Source organism: Cupriavidus sp. TMH.W2, from assembly GCF_050847365.1.
Classification (GTDB): domain Bacteria; phylum Pseudomonadota; class Gammaproteobacteria; order Burkholderiales; family Burkholderiaceae; genus Cupriavidus.
Map to the genome: position 1 here is coordinate 68,263 of NZ_CP193795.1, position 14,372 is coordinate 82,634.

Sequence of the window (14,372 nt, forward strand, 5' to 3'; positions counted from 1 at the left end):
TTGTGCAATACACGAGAGGATACTGAGATGAGCAAGGCGACGAACGAACAACTGAAGGCGGTGCACAGCACGGTTCACCGGCTGATCGTTCAAGCCTTCGCGGGCGCGGGCAAGACCTTCACGCTGGTGGAATTCGCGCTGGCCAACCCCCAGGACCGTATCCTCCTTCTCGTCTACAACAAGGCGATGCAGGAAGAAGCATCGGGCAAGTTCCCGGGTAACGTCGATTGCCGTACTACCCACTCGCTGGCCTGGCACTTCGGCCGCCGCTTCAAGGATGCCGACAAGCTGGGTAACCTGCGTCCGAGCGATCTGATGCGTGCCTTTGATCTGAAGGTCGGCTTTGCTCGCCTCCTCCTGACCACCATCGAGAACTTCCTCTTCTCGGCCGACGACGACTTCGCCAGCCACCACGTTCCGCAAAGCGTGGCCGACAAGGACGTGAAGATGGTCGTGCAATGGGGCCAGTACGTCTGGGCGGCCATGCAGGATCTGGACCGCAAGGACGTGCCGATGCCCCACGACGGTTACCTGAAGCTGTTCCAACTGTCGAACCCGGATCTGGCCCGCCGCTATGACATCATCCTGTTCGACGAGGCTCAGGATGCCAACCCGGTGACCACCGCGATCGTTGCGGCTCAGCGTTGCCGTCTGGTGATGGTTGGTGACAAGTACCAGTCGATCTATGCCTTCCGCGGCGCCGTGAACGCCATGGAGCGCATTGAGGCCGACGAGGTGGTGTACCTGACCGAGAGCCGTCGCTTCGGCGCAGGTGTCGCCAAGCTGGCCTCCATGCTGCTGACTACGTTCCGTGGCGAGGAGCATCCGGTGCGTAGCGCCTTTCCGGAACGCCAGACCAGCTATCAGGTCGACCGCACGAAGCCTTACGCGATCATCGGCCGCACCAATGCGAAGCTGTTCGGCAACGCCGTGGGGCTGCTGGGCCGCAAGCGCATGCACTTCGTCGGCGGCGTGGAGAACTACCCGTTCGACAAGCTGGTAGACGTGTGGCACCTGATGAACAATCAGCCGGGTTTGGTGAACGACTCCATGTTCAAAACCTTCGGCTCCTTTGCGCAACTGGAGGACTACGCCAGCAAGGCCGACGACAAGGAGATCCTTTCCCTGATCGGTGTGGTCAAGGAATACCGCGCCCAAGTCCCGGCCCTTGTCCAAAGGATCAAGACGGAAGCAGTGGAGCGCCAGGAGGATGCAGATGTCAGCCTGACGACCGCCCATCGCTCGAAGGGTCTGGAGTTCCCCCAGGTCGTGCTGCTGGACGACTTTGAGGATTTCGTGACTGAGACTGGTGACTTCCTGGTCCTCGATACCCCCGAGCTGATGCAGGAACTCAACCTACTGTATGTGGCGTTGACCCGTGCTGAGCATGTCCTCGAGCTGAACGTCCAGATGCGCGATATCGTCGAGGTACTCTCTGTGCGCGATCCGGATGCTATGTCGCTCCTGAGTGCGGGGGCTACCGAACAAGGTAAGGGGGAGGTTGGCCTTCTGCCGGGTTTTGATTACACTCCGCGTATTGCTACGCGTGATGTATCCGAAATGCAGGAGGAAGAACAGGGCGCACTTGCCGCGGATGGGCAATACGCGCTGGGTGCTGGTTCTGAGATCGAAAGCATGGTCGAGCTGGCAATCCTTCGCCAGGGCCTGCTGCAAGTTGCGCGGCTGGCGCAAGAACTACGCGTCGAGCGCAACGAGATGACGAACATCATCGTCGGGATGATCCACAAGGGCCGTCTCTCGGGAGTGCTGTTTGTCGGTAGCCCGGAGGTCGCCGCCCGTCTGCGGGCAGAGACGTTCTGAGGCCTTGGGATTTCTCTGAGAGAAGAGCATGGACATGATTGAACAAAAGCAGACCGAGGCGCGGGCTCTCAACGAAGCCGGGCAGGAGCCCTCGCCGGCGATCTACCCGGATCGCTACATCGACATCGGGAACGGAACCTTCTACGTGCCGCAGCAGAACGCGTGGTGGGACCGCTACCTTGCGGTGGAGGCGATCGATGTCTCCAACGGTACGGAAGAAGCGGCGTCGGTCATCAGGTATCCAGGCCACGCCTGGAAGGGTGGACTTGGCCCGATGGCCGGGCGGCTGTTGGCCGAACTCTCGATGCCGCGCTTTCCGACACAAGAAGCCCGCTTGGCTTCTGGCAAGGGAAACAGAATCGCCGAGATCATGAATCCGGGACCAGCAGTGTTTTGGCCCGCCACCCTGTATGTGACGCCGGAAGGCGTGGCGGCTGGTTTCGGCGAGCTCGACTGCGTGGCGTTTGCCGATGAGCAGAGCCTGATCAATGCCCTGACGGCCCTCGCCGCGAAACTCCCGCCGCGACAGTTGCAGTTGATGCCCTCGTGGGTTCGTGACATTGCCAACGAGTTCGCCGACTGGACGCCCGACGCGGGCAGTCCGCACTGAGCGCGGAAGCCCTCCCTAACCATGGCACATTTCGGCGGGACGCCAGCCAGTGCTGGTCTGTGATCTCAACGCATTCCCTGACGATGGCACATTTGGACGAGGTAACCAGCATGGCAGCAGACCGGTTCTCCGCTGCACTCGAAGTGAGGGTGCTCTGGGCACACCTCCGGATCGCAGCAATCGTTGACCCGGAGAACGTGGTGGACAGCAGGGAGTTCGACCAGGCGCTGTCCGCGGCGACTCAGCTTGGAAGGACTGCCTACCCGGACAGCAAACCTCCGCTGATGATCGCCGACGTGTCGCAACTGGTGCAGTGGTTCCAGGAGGGGATCGCCGACGCGGCCATCGACCATGAGATCGCGCACTGCCTTTGGTGCCAGGACGATACCGGCAACCCGTGCCCCCAGCAAGGCTAATCCCACCGACGGAAACGTTTAGTCAAGAAGCGGAGAGAAACGATGAATACCGACAAGCGAGCGTTGACCCGGCGACAGGCGGAGGCGGTGTGGCAAATCCTGGTTGACTGCTGCGGCGCCAGCAGAAACGCGGCCGATCGTGAAGGCTTCGTCCAGATCATGTCGAGCCGCGCTGCCGTAGCCGAGTGGCGCTTCGATGCCTCCTGCGGTTTCAGCGCCGTCTTCCGCTTCCCGGATATGAGCCTGGTGAACGTCTCCGAGCAGCCGACGAACAAGTGGGTGGCCATGGTCGTGCGTGCCAACACCGAACTGCGCTACATGGTGCCGGCCGGGATCGAACTGCTCGAGCCCGCCGGCGTGCGGACAGCCGTTGCTCGCGCCGATGACATGGCGCTGGCCTTTGCCTGATGCAACACACCGCATCCACTGTTTAGTCAAGAAAAGCGAGAGCAGCGAGATGAACACGAAGGAAATGAACGGCGACCAGGCATTGCGGTCGGCAGCAAAAGAGGTACGAGCATGAGATACGTCCTGCTTGGCGCCGGCTGGTACTTCAATCCCACTGTCAGCATGCAGGGGGTTTGTTACGTGGCGGATTCGCTCGCTCCTCGGCAAGAGATCGAGCCTGGGTGCCGCTACTACGGACCTGCAGCATGGGGCGGCAAAAACGGCCCCCTCTATGGGCGCGAGTTGGTGAAGATCCGCCCGCTTCACTGGAACGCCTGGTACGCCAAACTCGAAGACGAATTCTATGGTGGCGCTCCCCAGACCGAAGTCCTCCGCGTGTGGCCGGCGACCCTGGCCGTCACCGACGCAGGTCGCGAAAAAGGCCTCGGCGTGCTCGACGGCATCACGGTGGGCAGTGAGGAGGAGATGATCGCACGCATGAACTTCTTCGCGCAAAGGTATGCCGTGCAGTCTCCGCTCCTCTACACCGGTCAGGGCAGGCTACAGAACGTTGCCATCCATCTGGCCGAAGTCGCCGGCGCCATCGCGCCGCGGCGTGAGGCCGTGCCCCTCTAAGGATGGCACATTTCGAAATCGCTGTTTGGTCAAGTGACGAATGAAAACGATGAGCACGCACGCACCCTTCGCACTGACTCGCCCGCAGGCGGAATCCGTCTGGCAGATCCTGGTGAACTGCTGTCTGGCTTCGAGCGCGGCCGAGGATCAGGATGCGTTCATCCGGGGCCTGACTCGTGAGAACCCAGTACGCGAGTGGCGCTTCGCTGGTGCACTTGGGTTTGGCGGCAAGCTGCGATTCCCGCGGCTGACTGTCGATTGCTACCCAGAGGACCTCACACCCGAGCGGCAGGCCATGATCGATCGCGCGAACGTTCAACTCGCCGGCCTGGGCAAGTCGGGAGATCTGCCGGCGGCATCGACAGGTTCGACCGCCGGGTCGAATCCCGTTGGCAACATCGAGACATCGTTCGCGGCCAAGCCTTCACTGCCTGAGATCAAGCCGCTGGTGCGCGCCTGGTATGCGAAACCGGGCAACGGGGCGGGTGGGCTTTTCCACCTGATCATTGAGGGCGGGAACAACGAGCAGCGCTGGGCCAATGCCGCCCTGGAAGCCGCGCGTGCGTCGGGCGATGCCGACGCGATTTGTCTCGGCGAGTTGCTGGCGGCGATGTCCCCGACTCAGCGCCAGAAACTCAGCAAAACCTGGCATCTCACCGACTGAGATGTTTTGCCAAGAAAACGAACAGCCATCGAAAAACGTTCCCTGCCATGAACACCGCAACTGCTGTCGCCCCGATTTCGGGTAGCTCCGTCACCGGGAAACTCTCCTTCTTCATCTCCATGCTGCTGTGCGGGCTGACCCTGAATGCCTATGTGGCGATGGTGAAGATCGAGGCGACGAAGGTCTCGACTTCGGTCAACCAGCCGTCGCGGTCACCGGGGGAAGTCCTCGTGACGTGGCCTGGTCTGGTCAACCAACTCAACAAGACCAAGCCGGAGTGCAAGCCGCTTCTCCACGCGGCAGAGAAGGTCGCAGGCTCGTGGTTCGGCTGGATGCCGGTGCCGGACAACGTCTGGGATAAAACACTGCTCGATTTCAAGGCGAAGGCTCGCTTGGCCGGCTGCCTGGTGCTCCATAAGGGCGAGGCGCACTAACTCATCGACTGCACCTCACAGGAAAAGCATTCTTGCAACGAACTGGTCAAGTGATGAATCGCTCCCAACGCCCGCTCGAGCCCAACGTTGAAGTCATGGCGCTAGCCCGGAAGATCCTTGGCACCCGCTTCGAGGTGGACCACAAGGACACGAACGCCATGCTGGCCTTGGTGCGCGGGCTGCAGCTCCCAATCGAGTACGCCTACTTCGGTCCACGATCCATCGATGCAAAGTCCGTGGTCCAGGAAGTGGCTGACCAGAATCTGCGGCTGGCGCCTATGCACCGCATTCAACGCAAGATCGACGGCCTGACAGGGAAGATCGACGGCTCGCTGGCGTCGTCTGTGGCGAACTTCGACCCGTCACGACTCGGTGGTTCCGGAGCCGCCGGCCGACAGCGAGACCGTGCGCGTGCATCGGAAGGCCGGAACATCCTGTCCATTCGAGTAGCTCGCCTCCAGGCCGAACTCGACCGACGGGCCATCGAAACGAACGTGTCTCAGCAGCAGACCGGCTGAGCGTACCCAATTCTGCGAGAGGAAATAAAAGCGATGAGCAACCCGGCCAAGCAACGCGTAACCGCCCGAAGCGAGTTCAACGACAACGCTCCCTATTTCCGCGAGCGCCTGGAGCGCGTACTCGCGGGTATCGATCGCTACACCCGCGAAGAGCTTGCGCGGGAGCTTTCGCGGATCGCCAGTGTGGCGAATCACGACGTGGCCTTGAAAGAACTGAGCACGCCGCGGCCCGGCGAACTCGTCGCGCAGCTGGCCAACAAGCCCGCGCGGACGGCCGCGTTGGGCGAGGAGACGGACCAGGGCGGCGGCGGACCGGCCTGTCTCTCCCTGCCCGGTGGTGGGAAGGCGCTCACAAACGCGCCCGCCGGCGGCGGCAGCTACGATCTGATCGCAGAAATCGACGGGATGGGCTCGCGCATCGCAGTGCTGCTCGAAGCCGAGCGGCACCTGCTGGGCAAACTTTCCATCTACGAGCAGGCACTGACTCAGGACAAGTTGGGAGATGTCTTCATCGCAGGCATCCTGAAGATGGGCCACACGATCGATGACGAGCACGTGACTTTCCACCGTGCCTGCGGCTCGGAAGACAACGCACTCCGACAACTGTCGGATGCGGTGGTGAGCACGCTTGTGCAATTCGTCTCGACAGCCGTGGGGGAGAGCGCCGGCGGCGCGCACGAGAAAGCCGTTTCGGTGATTCGTCGTTCGCACGGTTTCACCGTGAAAACCGACGGTGAGTTGCTCGGGCTGACAGAAGGTGACCTGGGATACGAAGGAACCGGGCTGAAGATCGACATGACTGGATGGCTGGAGGTGGCCGGAGGCGGTGCTGGCGCCGTGAAACTGTCGCAGGAACAAGCATCGGTGGGTTGGCGCTGGCGCCCTGCCAAATCCGATCACTGGACGTACGTCGACGGGCACCCGAGCGACGACCAGCATGCGTGGCTTAGCCGCTTCGGCCATCGATTCGAGAGCTTGTTCACTGCTCCCGTGAAGCTGGGTGCGGCGCTGCCGGATGGTGAGAAGCTGTTGGAAATCGCCAGGGTCACCGGATTGCGCAGTGCCATGCACGGCGTTCGTGCCTGCGATGCTCGCGAAATGCTCAGCACGTTCGTTCGCGAGGTGGCTTCGGCTGACCGGTTGCCTGTCGCCGAGGAATCCAGTGAGGTGGGCGCATGAATGCCAACCTGTCGCCGAAATCGGTGAAGCCGGCCGCCGCATTGCGCTGGGTAAAGCAGGCGTTTGACCTCATCGGCCGAGGATTCATTGCCTGGCTGGTCTTGATGCTCATTTTCTGCCTGGCGATCTACCTGTGCCGCGCATCGTTGCTGATCAGCCAGGTCGCCGCGGCGGTGGCCTACCTGTCTGGCATTGGCGTGGCCGCGCTTGTTGACGATGCGAGCGAGAAATCGTTCGTGGAGATCTTCTCGGCTGCGCGGGCCGAGCTTGGGGCTGCGGTGCGGTTCACCCTCATTCTGACGTTCGCTGCCACAGCACTGTCCGCGGTGTTCTACTGGATCGGGGGCCGTCCGGGCGACTGGTTTCTTCGGCTCTATGATCCGTCTCTACTGGCGCCGGCTGCGGACGGCGATTCCTTCGTGGCGCTGAATAGGGTGTTTCTGTCCTCGCTCATGGCACTGATTCTGTTCCAGATCACGTTTCTCATGCCATTCATTGCTGCTACGTTTCAGTATCACCTTCAGACATTCTTCGGGGTTGGCTGGTTTCAGGCCTTCCGCCTGGGCAATGCCGGCGTCCCGGAGAAGAACGTGGGCGCCATGCTGCTGTTCAACTCGGTTATCTACGCGGTCCTGCTCTTCGCGGCGGCGCTGGCGCCCATCGCCGCTCCGGTCGTTTTCGCGTTCCTGTCAGCGTACTCGTACGTCGCCTTCCGTGAGATCTACCTAGGTGTCGGCGAAAACCGCAAGGTGGTGCTCGCCGAGGTCCGCGGCAACGTTGCCTCAGCAGCATAGGCCCCCTGCACAAAGGAGTCGTCGCATGCATGCGAGACAAGTCAGGCTGCCCAATGGGCTGACAGTCGATGTGGAGCACTACCAGAAGTCCGGCAAGTGCTCGCGCGAGCTCGGCCGCTGCGGCAACCGGATGGGTGCGCTCTCTCTGAATCGCACCCGGGAAGAGGTGCTGTCGAAGCTCGATGAGCTCCGTGCGATCGTGGGCAGCACTTCAGATGAAGTCCAGTAGTTCGGTCAGTCGAATCAGCGTCGAATATCACCAGAAACACCGATCAGGAAGATGGCCATGGCCAAAGACGATTTCATCCGAATCAAGTACACGCGCGAGGTCGATGGTCGCAAGAAGCGCACCTCAGTTTCTGTCGATCCAGACCTGTTCCAGATCTTTGCCAAGATCCGTGGCGCGGTGCCGGCGGCACGAGCGGTCCTGCGCGAGTGGGCGATGGAGATTGACGCGGATCGCCAGTGGAGCGAAGGCAATGGGTTTGATGCGGGGATCGGTCTCTCGCGCCTGGTGCAACGACGCATGTTCTCGGAGATCAACTCCTTTGTGGACAAGGGGATGGTCGTAGTTCTCCAGGAAGACGCCGGACGGCACCCCAATGCGCCTGGCCCAAAGAGGGGCGCGCACTGACTACCTCCTGGTGCACCAGCAGCGTCCTGGATGACGTAACCATTCTCATGGAGTATTATGCAGACGTGTTATGTATCGTGCGGAGGCGCAAAAATGATCGTCGGTAATCTGGAGAATCTGGTTTCCTATCCTGTTGTCTGCCTCGCAATCAGCATGTGGTTGGGCCTGATGTTCTTCGTCCTCGTGATCAAAGGTGTGCGACCGGCCTTGACGCGAGCCTTTGTACGCGCTTTCATCTCATCTTCCCTCATCTGCGCCGGAGCGGTTGTAACGATCGAGGTAGGCGGCGTACTCATAGTCGTCGGCTTTTATCGGTTTGCATCGATGCTGGCCAGGCTCGGGGCGCCCAGTTGGATGGGGACCTATCTTTTTCCCGCCAGTGTGCTTGCGATCGTTGTGGTTCTGTTCGATCGCGTGTCGCGAAGTCTCGACAAGAAGAAGCGTGGCGAAGCGCCGGCCGAAGCCAATTGAATCGGTACCCTGGGCAATCAGGGCCAATCTCGCGCTAGTGGCATTGCTAGTTGCTGGTTAATCCGCAGGTGATTCGGTCGCTTGCGAATGTTGTTCTTGACCAAACGTTCCGAATTGATGATTATAGATACGTGATATGTATCTGAAATGGACGGATATGAAAGACGCCAATGAGCAGCAACCCTTTACAGTGCTGAATCAACCGAGCATGGGCAACGACCATCCGTCTCAACCAGGCTATTGCATGGGGATAGCCTCGGGAAATGCAAACGAATCGCCCCCAGAGTTTTGGTGGATCAACCATGGCACGCACGGCCATGTCACGATGCGTCGAGACGAAGCTGAGTGTGCGGCCGAGGCCGGAGCTACGGTGCATCACTACCCCGTCCCGCATGGGCAAGATCCAGAGCCGGGCGCGTGGGTTGGCCTGACCGAAACAGAGCGCGACCGCTATGTCGGAGAACTTATCGACTATGGCACGGAAATCGCTCTGCCACTCTATGCCGTGGTAGATCGCATCGAGATGGATCTGCGCCAGCGCAACGCCACTCACCGAAGCGTCGCCGGAGCGGTAGGGATGGAGGCGATCCGCGAGAAGCTGGCGCGATTCGGTCGCGAATGGTTCGACGCGCTGACCACCATCGGCATGCTTCGTCGCGTTCGAAATACCCCGGCATCTTGGGAGATGACTGCGGCCGCGGAGTCCATCCTCGCTCAAGCCGCTCGGCCTGCCGACGATGAAGTTCAGCCCGGAGACGCACGTCTCACCGTCCCTGCGCAGACGGCGTCGCTTGCCCAACAGCAGAACGAAACAATTCTGATCGGGGATGTGGTCTACGTCAGGGCGGGAGGGTTCAGGGAAGATGCGAAGGGGCGCAACCTACCCGTGTTTATCGCCGAGGAAAACCCTCTGAAGTTGGAGCGTGGGAGCGCATCGCCTGCCGCACTGACGGATCGGCAGATCGCCGCGCAAGATGCGCGTTACGAGATTGATGGCGCGATCACATGTGGGCGCATGGGCACCAATAAGCCACCGACTGGCCACTGGCTCACGGAATACTGGAGCATCGGCCGCGGGTTGGCGAGGCTGGGCGAAACCAGCGCTTGGGAGAACCAGACGCCCGTCGCTGCCCCTAGCGCTATCGCGCAACAGGCGGCGCACTTGGACGAAGCAATGCGCAAAGCAGTTGTAGCAACCGAACGGCGATTCGCCGCTCCTTCGCCGAGCGCTTCAGCACAGCAGGATGTGCTGCCGGCCTGGAGGTTCCGCAAACGTGAAGGTGGCGTCTGGGTTGTAAAACCCCCTGTGGGCGATGAATGGGTCGCTTTCCAAAACACGCCGGCATATACGCTGATAGAAGCTATCCACGGTGCACAGCAATGCAATGGATCGCACGACACCCCGGTGGTCAGCGAACACCTCCCCGCACGGCTCGCTGCCCCTGAGCCGAGCGCATCGCCAGAGAGCGCGCATACCGCGATTCCGGGCTGTGTCACGATGAGCTACGGCGATGGCATCGTCACACTGCGCTTTGATTCTGAGTATGCGACTCAACGGTTCATGTGCACCTACGGCCCGTCTGTAGAGATTGACGCTGCGCCGAGCGCATCGCCTGGCGTCCTGACGGCCGTGTCAATTGCCGAAGCCGCCATGGTATTCGGCAACAACTATTCCGACGATCCGCGCTCGATAGTCGATGCGATGAAGGGCTTTTGTGGCGGGGCCGATCATGTGCGCGCTCTGCTCGCCGCGTCGCGCGCTGCGCTGACGGTGCCGGAAGTCACGCCACGCCGGCCATACGACGCTGACAGCATGCCCGGCTACGTTGAGTCCGACAACGACTATGCCGGCAACAACATGGAAGCGGTGGTCTGGTTCCTGGACAACCGCGACATGCTGGCCGCCAAGCTCGCCGCATCGCCTGCTGCAACGAATGAAGTGCAAGAGGCGTTCATGAGGGTATGTGAAGCGCTTGGCATCGCGGCTACGGCCTGCGCCTATCTCGAAGTGCCAAGGCTGCTCGGGGCTTCGCCTACCGATCAGGGCGAGGATGCACGCCGACTGGATTGGATGGCTGAAGTAAAGGCGGAATTGCGGCGTACGGTCCGCGATGATTACATGCTATGCATCGGCAGCAAAGCGATCCGCACCGGGAAAACGCCGCGTGACGCCATTGACGCCGCCATGAGCTCCAGCCAGGCGGGTGCGTGATGAAGGCGCTATCCATGCGCCAGCCGTGGGTTTGGCTCATCGCTCGACCGGACCTGACCGACCCGATAGCGCGGGCAGCAGCAGAGGCGCGCGGAGAAATCAAAGACATCGAGAACCGGACGTGGAAGCACAGCCACCGTGGCCGCACGCTGATCCACGCCAGCAAGGGCATGACCAAGGCTGAGTATGAGGATGTGCAGGACTTCCTGTACGACCTTCACTCGCACGCTGGCCTGGGCGACGCGATGATCCAACTGCCCCCGCGCGAGGAACTAGAGCGCGGTGGCGTCGTCGGCGTGGCGGACATCGTGGATTGCGTGCACTTCGAGATGGGCGCGTCGCCCTGGCACATGGAAGGCCAGTGGGGCTTCCACATTGTCAACTCGCGACCCCTGACCTTCGTACCGTGCAAGGGCGCGCTCGGCTTCTTCGACATCCCGGCAGATGTGGCCGCGCACCTCCGCGTCATTGGCGCCATGCCACCCACAAAGGAGTAAATATGCTGAACGGCGAATACCAAAGCATGGCAGCGAACGCCACCGTCCAAGCCGCCCCGAGCGCCGACCGCGACAAGGTGCTCGACGAAGTGATGAAGGAACGCGATGATTACCACGAGATAGCCGATAAGCTGGCGGGTGCCATTGCCGAGCATCTGGGCGTGGACATTGGCGAACACAGTAGCGCCAACTGCCCGTGGAGGGCGGCTTTTGAAGCCATTGCCGCCGCCCCGGCGCCGGGCGCATCGCCTGCCACGTCAACGGGAGCCGAGGCGGTGGCGTGCCAGGAAAGGCCGTGGCGCTGCTTCCACTGCGATGAGACCTTCACCGACCGCGCCGCGGCGGCTGAGCATTTCGGCACGTCGCTCATGCAGGAACCGGGATGTCAGATCGACCTCGCAAAGTTCCGCGAGATGGAAGAGTTGGTGCGCCGGTCTAGTGCCGAAGATACTGACCTACATCGAGAAATCGCGCGACTTCGATGCGAACATGCGACAGCCTTGCGTCGAGAGGAAGAAAATGGCTATGCGCGTGGCCTTCGCGACGCCAAGCTCTATCCCGCAGACGTTACGCCGAGCGCATCGCCCGCCGCGCTGACGGCGACCGAAGCTGACGCAAAGTGGGCTGAGGAGTGGGCACGGTACAAACTGCCAGCGCAATACTGCGTACCATTCCGGCAATTCTCCCGCGCCCTGCTCGTCGCATCGCCTGCCGCCCAGGCGGCAGATGCGAGGCCGGTACTCCCGCTAGTTGTGCTTGATGCGCTGCGCTTCTATGCAAGTGGAGGGCATTTTGTCCTGGCAGACGATACGGCTTGGGACACGGTATCCGGCGAGCCGCAGAATTTCTGGTGCGACGAAGCGGGCACGGCCACGGTGGAGGACGGCAGCATCGCCAAGGCGGTTCTGCAAGGGAAGGCCTTCGCCTTTGAGGAACCGGAGCCGGCCATTGAAGGCGAGGTATTCATTGCCGCGCCCGCGACTGTGCCGGCTTCATCGCATCCCGTTGTCGCCGTGTTGATCGAAGTGGCACGCCTCGCATATCTCGCGCTGGATGACGCCGAAGAGCGCGTCAGCACGAACGGCCGCGTCCATGTGCTGACTGCTATCGCGTTTGATGGCCTGTCTAATGTGCTGGACAAGCTGGATGAGTTGCCCGACGACCAGCCCGGCCAAACCATGGGGCCAGCGCAGAAGGCGGAGTGGGCGCTGCGCAAGCCGGCCGCAACGGTGCAGCCGGATGATCCGGATGGAGGCGTTGAAGCGGTCATTGCATGCCTTGGCGATGACGCGGCAGCACTGCGCGATGAGTACCCGGAGATCGCGGGGAACATGGACAAGGCCGCGGAACTGCTTGCCGAACTGATACGGCTGGATGGCATCTATCGCGAGCAGCAAGACGAGCCATGCAGCCGACCGCTATGGCTAGCGACTGCGCACCACGACGCGGAAGCCCTGCTCGCCGCATCGCCTGCCATCCAGGTGGAGGATGCGCGCGATGCCGCGCTGTGGCGTAAGTGGCTGCCGTGGCTGCGCAGCAAGAACCGTATCCCGTATGACTTGTCCCAAGACATTGCTGCCATGAGCGCCAGCAATGGGGGTACGTGATGGCGGCCAATATCGTGAGCGACAAGCGCAAGGCACAGGCGCGGAAACACGCGCAAGAGGTGCATGTCTGCGTATGTGGCAAGGAATGCAGGGGCAATGGCGGCTGGAGCAGCCACAAGCGCGTCTGCGAGCAATGGAAGGCCGCGCGCAAGGCCGCCGACAAACGCGAACGTGACGCCGCCTTGAGTTCCAGCAAGGAGAGCAGCAATGGCTAACAAAGAAGGGCTCTGGTGCCCGGACCAGTGCCCGATTTCCGGTCTGCCGTTCTTCATGTGGCTGAATCATCCGGAATTGGGCTATGTCCCGACCTATGGCGGCCCGTTTGACAGCTACACGCTGGCCATGGTGACCGATGACGGCGACATTCGATCTGAGCGCTATGACCCTGATGCCGGCGAGTGGGTCGAAGGCGGCGAACCCATGTCCGCGTGTGACGACCTGATCGACGCCATCGATGGCCGCACGCCGAACGCATCGCCGCCTGTCGCCCCGAAGGATGAGCGCGAAGCGTTTGAGCATCGCTGCTATTACTCAGAGGGCGCAATCCCGGGATGCGTTGCCTTGGAACGTGATCGAGTAGACGACTACCGCGACCTTGACACGAACTCGGCTTGGGAGGTCTGGCAGTTGGCGTGCGAATGGCAACGCTCCACCGCCCTGGCGAAGCAACTTCACGAGCCTGCCGCTCCCGTGACGCAGGAGCTGATCGATGCGTACCTTAAAGCACTGCCGTGGCTCGACAGCTCGACAGTAGATCCAATCGAAAAGGCGCGGCGCGTGCTGCGGCACCTGATTCAGTCAAATGAGGTGTACTTCTTCGATGACGGGTATCCTCGGCGCGATGTTATTTCGCGCAACGCAGAATGCGTGCTGAAGGTGATTGACCACCTCGCCATTCTCGCCCAATCCGCCCCTCGCGCTGACCATTCTTGTGACAGCGCCGAGATGGTGGCTGCGCCGGTGGCCGAATTGATCGTTGGGCCGGACGCAAAGGTGCGCGACATTGAGCTGCGCGCCGGCATTTCCACGCCGCTGGCCGAAGGCGTGTATCCGCTGGTGATCTACGCCCCGAGCGCCAGCACGCCTCAGGCGGGGCCGGAATTAGAGCCTGTATATGGCGACGTGCTCCCGCCGTTGCGCGCGGATGTTCTGATCCACCTGGCCAGCCTGGACAAGTGGGTGCCGCACAAGGTGATTGGGTACTACGTCTGGCCAAGCCTGAAGGGCGATCCGAGCGGGCAGCGCGTCTTTGTCCGCGTGCGCGATAGCGCCGGAACGCCAAACGCCCGGATGCTGTGTGACGTGCGCCGCCCGGACGGCACCAGCTACTTACCCGCCGCCACAACGCAGGGCGTATCGCCTGACGTGCAGGCCGAGGTAGTGCAGATCGCAATGGAAGGTGATGCAGCCGCGAGTAGCGGTGGCAACGACCACGTGGCCGTGGGCCTGGCTGATCGTTAACGGGCACGAGACATTGAGAAGCCGAAGTGCG

Annotated in this window: 18 protein-coding genes; all 18 read left to right on the forward strand. The window is 61.7% G+C overall.

Translation table 11 applies throughout. The features are described from left to right. Positions 1 to 27 precede the first annotated feature (27 nt). Positions 28 to 1,821: a UvrD-helicase domain-containing protein gene (locus ACREYQ_RS31985; protein WP_432263297.1), complete on the forward strand. Its 1,794-nt coding sequence runs from the start codon at positions 28 to 30 to the stop codon at positions 1,819 to 1,821. Positions 1,822 to 1,849: 28 nt separating this feature from the next. Beyond that, a complete protein-coding gene (locus tag ACREYQ_RS31990; protein ID WP_432263298.1) occupies positions 1,850 to 2,431 on the forward strand; it encodes a hypothetical protein in 582 nt (193 codons plus the stop codon). 110 nt (positions 2,432 to 2,541) lie between these two features. Continuing rightward, positions 2,542 to 2,847, forward strand: a complete 306-nt coding sequence (locus ACREYQ_RS31995) for a hypothetical protein (RefSeq protein ID WP_432263299.1) — start codon at positions 2,542 to 2,544, stop codon at positions 2,845 to 2,847. 42 nt (positions 2,848 to 2,889) lie between these two features. Further along, positions 2,890 to 3,255 carry a hypothetical protein gene (locus ACREYQ_RS32000; RefSeq protein ID WP_432263300.1) on the forward strand — a complete coding sequence of 122 codons (366 nt, stop codon included), beginning with the start codon at positions 2,890 to 2,892 and terminating at the stop codon, positions 3,253 to 3,255. A 111-nt stretch (positions 3,256 to 3,366) separates the two neighbouring features. After that, positions 3,367 to 3,870: a hypothetical protein gene (locus tag ACREYQ_RS32005; protein ID WP_432263301.1), complete on the forward strand. Its 504-nt coding sequence runs from the start codon at positions 3,367 to 3,369 to the stop codon at positions 3,868 to 3,870. A gap of 49 nt (positions 3,871 to 3,919) precedes the next feature. Beyond that, positions 3,920 to 4,534, forward strand: coding sequence for a hypothetical protein (locus tag ACREYQ_RS32010; RefSeq protein WP_432263302.1), 615 nt, complete (start codon positions 3,920 to 3,922; stop codon positions 4,532 to 4,534). 47 nt (positions 4,535 to 4,581) lie between these two features. Continuing rightward, positions 4,582 to 4,968, forward strand: a complete 387-nt coding sequence (locus ACREYQ_RS32015; RefSeq protein ID WP_432263303.1) for a hypothetical protein — start codon at positions 4,582 to 4,584, stop codon at positions 4,966 to 4,968. 53 nt (positions 4,969 to 5,021) lie between these two features. Further along, the gene (locus ACREYQ_RS32020) at positions 5,022 to 5,486 is read left to right on the forward strand and encodes a hypothetical protein (RefSeq protein WP_432263304.1); all 465 of its coding nucleotides are present in this window, start codon (positions 5,022 to 5,024) and stop codon (positions 5,484 to 5,486) included. Between the two features lie 33 nt (positions 5,487 to 5,519). Beyond that, positions 5,520 to 6,665, forward strand: coding sequence for a hypothetical protein (locus ACREYQ_RS32025; protein WP_432263305.1), 1,146 nt, complete (start codon positions 5,520 to 5,522; stop codon positions 6,663 to 6,665). Then, positions 6,662 to 7,459: a hypothetical protein gene (locus ACREYQ_RS32030; RefSeq protein WP_432263306.1), complete on the forward strand. Its 798-nt coding sequence runs from the start codon at positions 6,662 to 6,664 to the stop codon at positions 7,457 to 7,459. Before ACREYQ_RS32025 ends, ACREYQ_RS32030 begins: the two co-directional genes overlap by 4 nt. Before the next feature lie 25 nt (positions 7,460 to 7,484). Further along, positions 7,485 to 7,688, forward strand: a complete 204-nt coding sequence (locus ACREYQ_RS32035; protein ID WP_432263307.1) for a hypothetical protein — start codon at positions 7,485 to 7,487, stop codon at positions 7,686 to 7,688. A gap of 57 nt (positions 7,689 to 7,745) precedes the next feature. Beyond that, positions 7,746 to 8,093 carry a hypothetical protein gene (locus ACREYQ_RS32040; protein WP_432263308.1) on the forward strand — a complete coding sequence of 116 codons (348 nt, stop codon included), beginning with the start codon at positions 7,746 to 7,748 and terminating at the stop codon, positions 8,091 to 8,093. A gap of 93 nt (positions 8,094 to 8,186) precedes the next feature. Beyond that, positions 8,187 to 8,564 (forward strand): hypothetical protein, encoded by a 378-nt coding sequence (locus ACREYQ_RS32045; RefSeq protein WP_432263309.1) that lies wholly within the window; start codon positions 8,187 to 8,189, stop codon positions 8,562 to 8,564. Between the two features lie 136 nt (positions 8,565 to 8,700). Further along, positions 8,701 to 10,776: a hypothetical protein gene (locus ACREYQ_RS32050; RefSeq protein ID WP_432263310.1), complete on the forward strand. Its 2,076-nt coding sequence runs from the start codon at positions 8,701 to 8,703 to the stop codon at positions 10,774 to 10,776. Beyond that, on the forward strand, positions 10,776 to 11,273 hold the full coding sequence (locus ACREYQ_RS32055; protein ID WP_432263311.1) for an ASCH domain-containing protein: 498 nt from the start codon (positions 10,776 to 10,778) through the stop codon (positions 11,271 to 11,273). Before ACREYQ_RS32050 ends, ACREYQ_RS32055 begins: the two co-directional genes overlap by 1 nt. 2 nt (positions 11,274 to 11,275) lie before the next feature. Beyond that, complete coding sequence (locus tag ACREYQ_RS32060; protein ID WP_432263312.1) at positions 11,276 to 12,880, forward strand: hypothetical protein; 1,605 nt, start codon at positions 11,276 to 11,278, stop codon at positions 12,878 to 12,880. Between the two features lie 14 nt (positions 12,881 to 12,894). Beyond that, complete coding sequence (locus tag ACREYQ_RS32065; protein WP_432263313.1) at positions 12,895 to 13,095, forward strand: hypothetical protein; 201 nt, start codon at positions 12,895 to 12,897, stop codon at positions 13,093 to 13,095. Continuing rightward, entirely contained in the window at positions 13,088 to 14,341 is a 1,254-nt protein-coding gene (locus tag ACREYQ_RS32070) for a hypothetical protein (protein ID WP_432263314.1), read from the forward strand. Before ACREYQ_RS32065 ends, ACREYQ_RS32070 begins: the two co-directional genes overlap by 8 nt. Positions 14,342 to 14,372: the final 31 nt, after the last annotated feature.

Coding starts and splice junctions, on each gene's coding strand:
- ACREYQ_RS31985 (WP_432263297.1), top strand. CDS start 28: ATGAGCAAGGCGACGAACGAACAACTGAAGGCGGTGCACAGCACGGTT.
- ACREYQ_RS31990 (WP_432263298.1), top strand. CDS start 1,850: ATGGACATGATTGAACAAAAGCAGACCGAGGCGCGGGCTCTCAACGAA.
- ACREYQ_RS31995 (WP_432263299.1), top strand. CDS start 2,542: ATGGCAGCAGACCGGTTCTCCGCTGCACTCGAAGTGAGGGTGCTCTGG.
- ACREYQ_RS32000 (WP_432263300.1), top strand. CDS start 2,890: ATGAATACCGACAAGCGAGCGTTGACCCGGCGACAGGCGGAGGCGGTG.
- ACREYQ_RS32005 (WP_432263301.1), top strand. CDS start 3,367: ATGAGATACGTCCTGCTTGGCGCCGGCTGGTACTTCAATCCCACTGTC.
- ACREYQ_RS32010 (WP_432263302.1), top strand. CDS start 3,920: ATGAGCACGCACGCACCCTTCGCACTGACTCGCCCGCAGGCGGAATCC.
- ACREYQ_RS32015 (WP_432263303.1), top strand. CDS start 4,582: ATGAACACCGCAACTGCTGTCGCCCCGATTTCGGGTAGCTCCGTCACC.
- ACREYQ_RS32020 (WP_432263304.1), top strand. CDS start 5,022: ATGAATCGCTCCCAACGCCCGCTCGAGCCCAACGTTGAAGTCATGGCG.
- ACREYQ_RS32025 (WP_432263305.1), top strand. CDS start 5,520: ATGAGCAACCCGGCCAAGCAACGCGTAACCGCCCGAAGCGAGTTCAAC.
- ACREYQ_RS32030 (WP_432263306.1), top strand. CDS start 6,662: ATGAATGCCAACCTGTCGCCGAAATCGGTGAAGCCGGCCGCCGCATTG.
- ACREYQ_RS32035 (WP_432263307.1), top strand. CDS start 7,485: ATGCATGCGAGACAAGTCAGGCTGCCCAATGGGCTGACAGTCGATGTG.
- ACREYQ_RS32040 (WP_432263308.1), top strand. CDS start 7,746: ATGGCCAAAGACGATTTCATCCGAATCAAGTACACGCGCGAGGTCGAT.
- ACREYQ_RS32045 (WP_432263309.1), top strand. CDS start 8,187: ATGATCGTCGGTAATCTGGAGAATCTGGTTTCCTATCCTGTTGTCTGC.
- ACREYQ_RS32050 (WP_432263310.1), top strand. CDS start 8,701: ATGTATCTGAAATGGACGGATATGAAAGACGCCAATGAGCAGCAACCC.
- ACREYQ_RS32055 (WP_432263311.1), top strand. CDS start 10,776: ATGAAGGCGCTATCCATGCGCCAGCCGTGGGTTTGGCTCATCGCTCGA.
- ACREYQ_RS32060 (WP_432263312.1), top strand. CDS start 11,276: ATGCTGAACGGCGAATACCAAAGCATGGCAGCGAACGCCACCGTCCAA.
- ACREYQ_RS32070 (WP_432263314.1), top strand. CDS start 13,088: ATGGCTAACAAAGAAGGGCTCTGGTGCCCGGACCAGTGCCCGATTTCC.